The 9,878-nt window shown below is 32.9% G+C and carries 10 protein-coding genes, 1 tRNA gene and 1 pseudogene; 4 read left to right on the top strand and 8 right to left on the bottom strand.

Going from position 1 to position 9,878, the window contains the following annotated elements; all coding sequences use genetic code 11:
* Window positions 1-577: 577 nt before the first annotated feature.
* Entirely contained in the window at window positions 578-1,033 is a 456-nt protein-coding gene (locus A9G37_RS07990) for a DNA polymerase III subunit chi (protein ID WP_065575177.1), read from the bottom strand.
* Between the two features lie 16 nt (window positions 1,034-1,049).
* Entirely contained in the window at window positions 1,050-2,528 is a 1,479-nt protein-coding gene (locus A9G37_RS07995; RefSeq protein WP_065575178.1) for a leucyl aminopeptidase, read from the bottom strand.
* 137 nt (window positions 2,529-2,665) lie between these two features.
* On the opposite strand from A9G37_RS07995, the gene lptF reads away from it, so the two are divergent.
* The gene (gene lptF, locus A9G37_RS08000; RefSeq protein ID WP_065575179.1) at window positions 2,666-3,769 is read left to right on the top strand and encodes an LPS export ABC transporter permease LptF; all 1,104 of its coding nucleotides are present in this window, start codon (window positions 2,666-2,668) and stop codon (window positions 3,767-3,769) included.
* Between the two features lie 10 nt (window positions 3,770-3,779).
* Window positions 3,780-4,844 carry an LPS export ABC transporter permease LptG gene (gene lptG, locus A9G37_RS08005; RefSeq protein WP_065575180.1) on the top strand — a complete coding sequence of 355 codons (1,065 nt, stop codon included), beginning with the start codon at window positions 3,780-3,782 and terminating at the stop codon, window positions 4,842-4,844.
* Between the two features lie 60 nt (window positions 4,845-4,904).
* Here lptG and msrB read toward each other — a convergent pair whose 3' ends face one another.
* The 3 genes and pseudogenes from msrB to msrA all read right to left on the bottom strand — a co-directional run bounded on the left by msrB (window position 4,905) and on the right by msrA (window position 6,468).
* On the bottom strand, window positions 4,905-5,348 hold the full coding sequence (msrB, locus tag A9G37_RS08010; protein WP_176701890.1) for a peptide-methionine (R)-S-oxide reductase MsrB: 444 nt from the start codon (window positions 5,346-5,348) through the stop codon (window positions 4,905-4,907).
* A gap of 48 nt (window positions 5,349-5,396) precedes the next feature.
* A complete protein-coding gene (locus tag A9G37_RS08015; RefSeq protein WP_065575182.1) occupies window positions 5,397-5,924 on the bottom strand; it encodes a cytochrome b in 528 nt (175 codons plus the stop codon).
* Between the two features lie 15 nt (window positions 5,925-5,939).
* Window positions 5,940-6,468 (bottom strand): annotated as a pseudogene (gene msrA / locus A9G37_RS08020) (peptide-methionine (S)-S-oxide reductase MsrA).
* Between the two features lie 168 nt (window positions 6,469-6,636).
* On the opposite strand from msrA, the gene A9G37_RS08025 reads away from it, so the two are divergent.
* Window positions 6,637-6,909 carry a DksA/TraR family C4-type zinc finger protein gene (locus tag A9G37_RS08025; protein WP_034912805.1) on the top strand — a complete coding sequence of 91 codons (273 nt, stop codon included), beginning with the start codon at window positions 6,637-6,639 and terminating at the stop codon, window positions 6,907-6,909.
* Window positions 6,910-6,983: 74 nt separating this feature from the next.
* Here A9G37_RS08025 and A9G37_RS08030 read toward each other — a convergent pair whose 3' ends face one another.
* The 3 genes from A9G37_RS08030 to A9G37_RS08040 all read right to left on the bottom strand — a co-directional run bounded on the left by A9G37_RS08030 (window position 6,984) and on the right by A9G37_RS08040 (window position 9,247).
* Window positions 6,984-7,634 (bottom strand): DUF421 domain-containing protein, encoded by a 651-nt coding sequence (locus A9G37_RS08030; RefSeq protein WP_034912801.1) that lies wholly within the window; start codon window positions 7,632-7,634, stop codon window positions 6,984-6,986.
* Window positions 7,635-8,449: 815 nt separating this feature from the next.
* Window positions 8,450-8,518 (bottom strand) — tRNA-Met (locus A9G37_RS08035).
* Between the two features lie 219 nt (window positions 8,519-8,737).
* Window positions 8,738-9,247, bottom strand: a complete 510-nt coding sequence (locus tag A9G37_RS08040) for a site-specific integrase (RefSeq protein ID WP_065575183.1) — start codon at window positions 9,245-9,247, stop codon at window positions 8,738-8,740.
* 377 nt (window positions 9,248-9,624) lie between these two features.
* Between A9G37_RS08040 and A9G37_RS08045 the strand changes: the two genes are divergently transcribed.
* Window positions 9,625-9,878, top strand: a 254-nt coding sequence (locus A9G37_RS08045) for a transposase (RefSeq protein WP_065574334.1), incomplete at its 3' end; no start/stop codon positions are given.

Raw genomic sequence — 9,878 nt, forward strand, 5'->3', positions numbered from 1 at the left:
AATGATAATGAATTACAGCTCAAATGTCAAGTAAATCAATTATTTACTTTAATTTTTATGTTTGTTTGATTGTTTAATAATCTATTCCTTTAGAGAGTTAAAGTATAACCATTTTAAAAAAACTTGACTAGTTTTTTTTATGCAATTTTTTAATTAGCATATGGTGTTAGGTTTTGTAAGTCTTAACTTTTGTGGAAATAATAAATATTGGTGATAACTTCTAAACCAAGGAATTAGTGAGTTACCTAACAACCGACGCTTTAGCTGCAAAATGTGCTCAATTTATATCCTCATCCCCCATGGCTCTCACCTCGACAAAGCTATCTTAACTTTGCCTTGATGTTCAAATTTGTGTTCCATACAAAGCACAAACTTGCAAATATTCCCGTTTGACACACTAACCTCACTTAGTTATTGGCACATTCTAAGCGTCATGAAAATAAACATATAAACCTTACCATGTTATAAGATGTATTTTCCCCACAAAATAATTCGGATAGATAATTGATTTTATTTAATTTTTATTTCAACTTTTAGAGAGAATAATCAGTAAAGAAATAAACAAACTTCCCTAATATTATTCGCAATTAATTGAAATTGTTTTAAGATTAAATCCTGCCTCTTTATACAACTTGTAACGTTCCCTTGCTAATGACTTTAACTGCTCATCAACTGGCACAAAATCGATAATATCACGATAAACACCTGCAAATTCAGGAAATTGTTCTTGTAAATTAATAAGTAGCTGACGTGTGCCGCTACTGCGTTTTTGTGGCCAGCTGATTTCAACAGGTGATCCCCCTTTCATGCCTTCACCGGCCAAATTATGCGGAACAAAATTGTCGGTTTCGAGTTGCCAAAGGTACTCGTCTATTCGTTCTGCTTGAGCCTGATCTTGACAAGCAATTTGCACGCGTTGATTGGCATGCCATGCTTCAATTATTTTTTTGCATGCTAGTTTTTCATAAAAAAGCACGCCAGACTCGTTGGCTTCTGTTTGGTTTTCAAGTAAATAGAAGATCACTTTTTTCATAAAATATTAACTCGATTTATTGATCTAGTAGATATTGAATCAACATGGCAACTGGACGACCCGTTGCACCTTTTTGTCTTCCTGATTTCCACGCTGTACCAGCAATATCTAGATGTGCCCATTGATATTTTTCGGTAAAACGTGATAAGAAGCATGCCGCAGTAATGGTGCCGCCATCTCGACCACCAGTATTAACAATATCAGCACAGGTTGATTTGATTTGTTCTTGGAATTCACTATCAATCGGTAGCGCCCATGCTTTGTCGCCTGCTTTATTGGATGATAAGATCAATTGTGCAATTAATTTGTCGTTATTACCCATTACTCCAGTATAGTGATGTCCTAGTGCAACGATACAAGCGCCAGTTAAAGTGGCAATATCAATAACAGTTTTTGGATTGTAACGTTCAACATATGTTAAAGCATCACATAAGACTAAGCGACCTTCAGCATCAGTGTTAATCACTTCAACTGTAGTACCTGACATGGTTGTCAATATGTCGCCAGGGCGATAGCTGTTGCCGTCAGGCATGTTTTCACAACCCGCCATGACTCCAACAACGTTAATAGGTAATTTTAACTCTGCCACAGCCTGCATAACACCATAAACGGTTGCCGCACCGCACATATCGTATTTCATTTCGTCCATGCCTGCAGATGGTTTGATAGATATTCCGCCTGAATCAAAGGTTAGTCCCTTGCCGACTAAAACATACGGCTGAGCTTTTTTATCTTTAGCACCATTGTATTCAATAATGGTCATGATTGATTCGTTTTGCGAGCCCCGCCCTACTGCTAAGTAGGCGTTCATGTTTAATTTTGCCAATTCGCTTTCGCCAAGGCAGGTTACTTTTAATGATGAATGCAGTTTGCCTAGTTGTTTACCTTGTTCGGCTAAGTATTTTGCGTTACAAATATTTGGCGGCATATTGGCAATTGCTTTTGTTGCAGTAATAGCATTAGCAATAATTTGCCCTTGTAACAAGTTATCAGTTAATGCTGATAACGCTTCTTTATCATGAATTAATAATGTCACTTTAGTTAGGCTTGGTACAGGATCTTTAGTCGTTTTAAAGTCATCAAACCGATAAGTTATATCGCTAATAATTTGCGGCAGTTGTTTGGCTATTTCAAGGCTAGTTACTTCATTGAATGCTAATAGATCCCATGCAATATTTTTAACTTTTTTAGCTAGTAGTTCTTTTATTACCACTTTAATAACGGTTTTAGCTTGAACTAAGTCAAATGTTTTTGCTTTGCCACAACCAACAAATAAAAGTTTTTGTTTTAAATTGTTATTTGGATGTAGCAAAGTAGTTTTACCTAGTTCGCAACTTATATCACCTGATTTGATAAGCTGACTAACTAAACCATTGGTTGATTTATCGATATCTTTGACAAAATCAGACTGGCTTTTTCTTGAATCAATTGAAACAACTAAACACTCTGTTTTTTGTTTAGTTATAATAGTACTGCTTTTTATTTGAAATTCCATGGTGCTTCTCGTTTATGAATTAGTTCAGAAAAATTATATTCTATCGGTTCATTGTTGGATAGCAACAAAAAGATAACTAAAACGAAACAAATCAGATTATAATAGTCTGATTTTGTGCCAACAGATAAAGGTAAGATGTGATAATTCGTCGATATTTAGTGAAAGAAACATTGAAAACCCAAGGGGCAATTTTATTTATTTTGTTGCTGATTTTCCTTTCTCAAAAATTAATTAGAATTTTGTCGAGCGCAATCGATGGTTCAATCCCTCGTGAATTAATTATGCCGTTACTAGTTTTAGGCGTATCAAATATGGCCGATCTTATTTTGCCGCTGAGCCTTTTTCTTGGTGTACTTGTTACTTTCGGGCGACTTTATTCTGATAGTGAAATGGTAGCTATGCATGCATGTGGTGTTAAGAAAAACTTAACTTATCAAGTAGTATTTTTTCTATGCATTTTAACTAGCATATTAACCGTAATGAATTCACTTTGGTTTGGTCCTTGGTCTAACGTTAAGCAAGATCAGTTGGTTGCTAATGCTAAGATCAATCCTAGTTTAGCTGGATTATTAGCAGGACAATTCCAACAAACGCCAGATGGTAATTCAGTTATTTACATTGGTAATGTGGATAATAACAATTTAGAAAATGTATTTATTGCTCAAATCAATCCAAAAGCAAATCAACGACCTTCTATTATTATTGCTAATAAAGGTAAGACTGGACACGATAACGAAGGTAACCAAATTATTACACTTGAAAATGCTAATCGTTATGAAGGTACAGCACAATTAAAAGATTTTAGAATTTCAAACTTTCATAATTATTTAGGTATCATAAAACCCAAAGAGTTAAATACTAACGAGGATAACGATAAAGTTGATGTTCAGCAATTGGGAATATTAGAGCTTATTAATACTAATACACCTAAAGCTGTTGCGGAATTTTATTGGCGGATAACGCTAATTATTTCAGTACCATTAATGGCCTTTTTAGTTATTCCACTGAGCGTATCAAACCCACGACAAGGACGCCTTGCGCAAGTTTTACCAGCTTTACTGATCTATTTAGTTTACTTTTTATCGGCCAGTTCAATTAAGGCTAATGCTGGTAAAGGTCGGTTAGATCCCGAATTGTGGTTTTATATATTGAATTTAGGATATTTTGTGTTAGCGATAATATTGAATTGTTGGGATAACCTATTTATGCGTAAACTTCGCTTAAAATATTCGGCATCTTAAGGAGCAAAGCGTGTTTTCGATTTTAGAACGTTATATCGGTAAAACTATTTTAAGCACCATTGGTGTTAGTCTTTTTTTACTTATTAGTTTGTCGGGTATCATCCGTTTTATTGATCAGCTTCGAAAAATTAAAGTTGATTATGATGCGTTTTCTGTCGGTATTTATACGCTTTTAATGACTCCAAAAGATTTAGAAGTATTCTTCCCGATGGCAGCGTTATTGGGTGCATTGATTGGTTTAGGATTGTTAGCATCCCGCAGTGAATTAATTGTAATGGAAACATCTGGCTTTAGTCGTTTCAAAATTGCATTTGCGGTGATGAAAACAGCATTACCACTAGTACTAATTACAATGGCGATTGGTGAATGGGTTGCCCCAGTTAGCGAGCAAACTGCACGCAATATGCGTTCTGAAAAGCTTTATGGTAATTCGTTAATGGCTGAACAAGGCAGTCTTTGGGCTAAAGATGGTAATGATTATGTATTTATTGGCCATGTAAATAACGATAATTCGATTTCGAATGTTTATATTTATTCAGTTGACCAAAATAAGCTTCAATCCATTACCTATGCTGCTTATGGAGTGTATGAAAATGATACTTGGACATTATCGCAAGTTGAAAAAAATGATCTAACAGTGCCCAATAAAGTAGTTGGTGTAAATACGATATCCATGCCTTGGAAAACAAGCATTACTCCTGATAAATTAAATATTGTCGCATTTGATCCTGACTCGTTGTCGGCTTCAGGACTTTATGAGTATTCACAATATCTAAAAAACTCTGGGCAAGATACTAAGTATTATGATTTGCTGTTTTGGAAAAAGATCATTAAACCAATTTCAGTTGCTGTGATGATGTTGTTAGCTTTATCGTTTATTTTTGGTCCATTGCGTAGCGTATCAATGGGGATTCGTGTGGTGATAGGTATCAGCTTTGGCTTCTTATTTTACATTGCCGATAATTTGTTTGCGCAAGTAAGTATTGTTATTGGTATTTACCCTGTTATTGGTTCCCTTATAACCAGTTTCGTATTTTTATTGATTAGTTATATTTTATTTAAACGAAAAAACTAGGTCTTTTAAAATTTTATCCTATCATCTGATTAAGATGATAGGATTTTTATATTGTAGCGATTATGCTGTCTGTGATTGTTTATCAAATAGGTTTAAATATTGCCCATAACCTGCATCTTCCAGTTCCTCTTTAGGTATAAATCGTAAGGAAGCTGAGTTAATACAATAACGTAATCCACCTAACTCTTTTGGGCCATCATTAAAGACATGCCCAAGATGAGAATCAGCTTCCACAGATCGCACTTCAATACGCCTCATACCAAAACTGGTGTCCTTTTTTTCAACAATATTGCCCTTTTTTATCGGTTTAGCAAAACTAGGCCAGCCACATCCTGAATCAAATTTATCTAACGAAGTAAATAACGGCTCGCCAGACACAATATCAACATATATCCCTTCCTCATGATTGGAATTAAATTCGTTTTCGAACGGTGGTTCAGTCCCATTTTTTTGAGTTACGTGATATTGCATAGGTGTTAATATAGACAGTGCTTTTTCTTTCATTGTTTTATTCATAAGTCACCTTTATGTTATTTATTTTAAATAATAGAATTAATTACGACTTAACATTGATTGCAATACTTTATCTTTAATCCAAAAATAATGATATAAGGCGCCAGCTATATGTAAAATAAGTAAAATTGCTAATAAATATGAGCTGAACTTATGCATAATATGAAAAAAATCATAAAACATATTAGGCATATCAATAGCCGGAATAGAAATGATGCCCCCAAAATTCAGCGACCGACCACTCATTAAGTACCCAGACATAGGCACAATAATTAAAAAAATGTAAATAAACCCTTGTATGGACTTCGATAAAATACGTTGTAGTTTTTGATTTTTAGGCAAGACATTAGGCACACCTTCGGTTTTAATAATTGTAAAACGCCACAATGTTATTACAAATATCAACACGCCAAAAGATTTATGCAATAAATAAATAGTAAACATACCTCCCAAATAATGTGACAATGTCACTTTAAATAACACTAATAAAAACGTTAATACAATCAGTATCAATGTTAACCAATGAATCCATTTTTGTTTATTACTATATTGCGGATAGTTTTGCATAATTTAATTACCTCTTTATTTTTGCCAATGCTGTGCTAAAAACTTTGATCGCCCTGATAATTGATAATATTGATTATAATGCTGGGGTTGTTTTGTATAATAATGTTGGTGATAATCCTCAGCTAGGTAAAAAGCAACTGCAGGCTCGATAGCGACACCTATAGGCTTATCGAACTTCTTACTATCTTGTAACGCTTGTTTAGACGCTAATGCTAGTTTATGTTGATATTCATTATGATAAAAAATAACAGAACGATAAGAATCACCTCGATCAGCAAATTGCCCTTGAGAATCAGTTGGATCGATTTGTTTCCAAAAAATTTCAAGCAATTTTTTATAACTAATAACTTTTGGATCAAACTTAATTTGTACCGCTTCGGTGTGCTCTGTTATGCCTGAGCAGACTTGTTGATAGGTTGGATTGATAACATTTCCCCCCTGTATATCCTGCTGCAACACTAATAATCCCTTCATACTGATCAAAGGGTTTGACCATACACCAAAAACAACCACCAGCAAATGTTGCTTGTTCATATTGTTGCATAATAATTTCCCACTTAATATGTTAAACAATTCTTCTACTATTTATTGCTTAACTTCAGCATAATCATTAACACTAAAATGCACTGCTATAAATTAGCATACTACTTGAAAATATTTAAAAAAACACCATATCATTAGCCAACTATTTCAGTTATAGAAGGATTCATTTATGGCAAGTGGATGGGCGTCTGACGATGCCGTTAATCAACAAATCGAAGGCACTATTGCTGATGCCATCGAAAACGCAAGAAGACAACTCAATCACAGTACAATTAGCGCTCATTTTTGTATTGAATGCGGAGAGCCTATTGCAAAAGCCAGAAGATCTGCATTGCCTGGCGTACAATATTGTTTGTCTTGCCAACAAGAAATCGATAAACAATTAGCTAAAACATCAAGTCTATATAATCGTCGTGGCAGCAAAGATAGCCAACTACGTTAATTTGAAGATACATTTTTAACCAATTGAGCTAAAATATGGGTGGATTATTATCCACCCTAAGATACAAACAATAGTTATTTTTTACCTTCACGAACAGCGTCATAAGGATAAACAATTAATTTATTATCAAACCATTCAGCACAAAAAATATCTTCTAATTTTTCATAACCTTGTTTTGCAATCTCTTGTTTAACCCAATTTTCATCTTTTTTGAGTTGCTCTAAATTGTCATGGCTAATACCGCCATTTTCAATGATAAGCACAGCAATATCTTTATCACCTTTTTTGATAACAGTTAACGAACCATTTAGTTCATACCAAACCTCTTTTAACTCATCAAAAGAAGCTATGCCTTGTATATTAACTAAGGTTTCAAAATCCCTTACTGGTAAGTTAGCTTTAACAAAATTATCCGTTATTAAATGCCCATTTTTAACAAGTTGGATTGGTTCGCCATCTATAGCATCGCGTAAACGTGAGTTTTTAGATTTGATAAATCGAATTAAAACAAGTAAGCCAGCCCAAATAGCCACTAATCCAGCCGATTCCCAAGAAGATACTGTCGGACTAAGTAAGGCCCCCCCAACCAACGCACCAATAACCATACTACCAACCTGATCAAGCTGTGACATAGGTGCTATTTGGCTTTTACCCGATAACTTCACATAAACAAGTAAAATAATTAAAGCTAATAAAAATTTTGGTGCCATTTCTAATAAATACATTTCCTTTCTCCAAGTTAAACAAAATATGTTGAACTACAATTCCAAATGCAGAATCAATAGAAACTTCTGTATCGAAACGGGTAATAATTTATGTAAAAATCAGTATAATTTCTGTTTAATTGATAATCAATGCGTATCAGTTTTTATGACTAAAACAGGGTATGATTATTAATATAACTTATTGATTGTATTTTACTCTAAAATTTACATAATTTATAAGATTATTACTTTGATTGCGATAACTAATTTCTATTATGCAATGTTGCAAATTGGTGTGTCTTAAGTTTGAAATAAAGGTAAGATATTTACCCACAAAAACGATCAAAAAGTATATATTTCCAGTTAAAAAGGATAATAACAAATGCAACTAATACTCGTAGAATCGGAAAAACAATTATCTCTTGAAGAATTTTAAGAATTTAGCAAATATTTTGATAAAGAGATTCCACTTTCATTTATTGATTTTTACATTAAATTTAATGGCGGTTACCAGTGAACATACCAGTTAATGGGCAAATATAATTAAAGTGCCATATTTTAGAACCAGTCTTTTTGCAAATATAATTCGTCTCCATCAGATAAAGTGTAATCCTTTTCTTTTGGCTTAGCGTTTTTAATTTGGGTATCCGTAAGAGGCTTAACTATTTTTACCATGTTATACAACTCGACGTTATATTCAAACGTATAACATAATATATAACATAAAAGTTTGAATTTAGTTAAATCAGGATGAGCTTAGTTGAACAGTAAATTAACTAGAAAGCTTGTTAGATAAAGTTTTTTTGAACGTTTTTAAACTTGCTTGATTCTTGCTATGGTGGCCCCTACTGGACTTGAACCAGTGACCAATCGATTATGAGTCGAATCAACCAACTAATTGATTTTAATATTTAATTAATTTCTACGTATTAATAAATCTCATAATAGAGGGATAGATATTGTTAACAAATAATAAATAAATTAAAAATTTTGTCAACATTAATAATCATCCATTATTGTATGTATTACTACTAGTATTCTATATCAATTACATTGAATACTAATAGTAAGCTATTATTGAATAATTTTCATAATCAATAAACAATTATTTATATAATTAACCATTATTTTAATTGATTAAAATGCTCATCTAAACAAGATCTTAATTGATCATGATCTGTTACTATATATTCTAATGTTGTTGACAACGATGAATGCCCTAATAGCTCTTTTACTAATGTTACATTCCGATCAGGGTGTTTCATCAAATTTGTTGCTAATGTATGTCGAAATCGGTGAGGACTAACTTTAACATTGCAAACTTTTGATAATCGCTGAAAAAATGCATCTATTCGATCAAAATTCATTTCTTTGTAAAAATCACATTTATCATTTTTAAAATGATAAATATTAAATAGCTGCATGGTCGGTTTTTTATTTAACATCTTTAATTGTTTCTTTAATTCAACAATATCTTGAAAAACATCGTCAATCAGAGGAATTTCTCGTTCATTATGAGTTTTCGAGCCCTCTTCTCTTAAAAAAAGTTTTTTATCTTTATCATTAATATCACAAATACGAATATGCAACAATTGATTACGTCGAATACCTGTGTATTGCAAAACTTTAATCAAAGTTATCCAAAATTGAGCAGGATAGCAAAAGTCTCTTGGTGATTCGTTTAGCTGTTTTTTTTAAGAAAACTTAAGCAAATATCAATATCTGCTTGTGATATAGTCTTTTTGGCTTTCTTCCCTGGTTTTATTAACATCCTATCAAATGGATTTTTTTTTGAATAACTAAACCTTGCTCTATTCCAAATCCCATCAAAGCTTTAAAATGACGGCAATAACTATTCCACGTTACATGTTTACATTGTCTGACTTCCAAAATATGACTTCTAAAGTTGGATACTGTCTTATTGTTAATTGAGTTAATATTGTAACTCTCCCCTAAAATAGTACAGCAAAAAAGTAGAAAATTCTCTATGATAAAAGTAAAAGGGGATTTAATGATGAAAAAAATGACTGAACATCAAATCGTCGCTATTTTAAAAGAAGCTGAAGCAGGTATTCCTGTCAAGGAACTCTGCCGTAAATATGGCATGGGTAATTCAACTTTTTATAAATGGCGGGAAAAATACGGCAGAATGGAAACTTCGGATATCAAACGCTTAAAAGAGCTGGAGGCTGAAAACCGCAAACTTAAGCAGATGTTTGCCGAGCTGAGCTTAAAATCACAGCTTCAGGAAGAAATCATAAAAAA

Source organism: Gilliamella sp. GillExp13 (assembly GCF_001690815.1).
In the GTDB taxonomy this organism is placed as follows: domain Bacteria; phylum Pseudomonadota; class Gammaproteobacteria; order Enterobacterales; family Orbaceae; genus Gilliamella; species Gilliamella bombi.

Coding starts and splice junctions, on each gene's coding strand:
- msrB (WP_176701890.1), bottom strand. CDS start 5,348: ATGAAAGAAAAAGCACTGTCTATATTAACACCTATGCAATATCACGTA.
- A9G37_RS08030 (WP_034912801.1), bottom strand. CDS start 7,634: ATGTATTTATTAGAAATGGCACCAAAATTTTTATTAGCTTTAATTATT.
- A9G37_RS08025 (WP_034912805.1), top strand. CDS start 6,637: ATGGCAAGTGGATGGGCGTCTGACGATGCCGTTAATCAACAAATCGAA.
- A9G37_RS07995 (WP_065575178.1), bottom strand. CDS start 2,528: ATGGAATTTCAAATAAAAAGCAGTACTATTATAACTAAACAAAAAACA.
- A9G37_RS08015 (WP_065575182.1), bottom strand. CDS start 5,924: ATGCAAAACTATCCGCAATATAGTAATAAACAAAAATGGATTCATTGG.
- A9G37_RS07990 (WP_065575177.1), bottom strand. CDS start 1,033: ATGAAAAAAGTGATCTTCTATTTACTTGAAAACCAAACAGAAGCCAAC.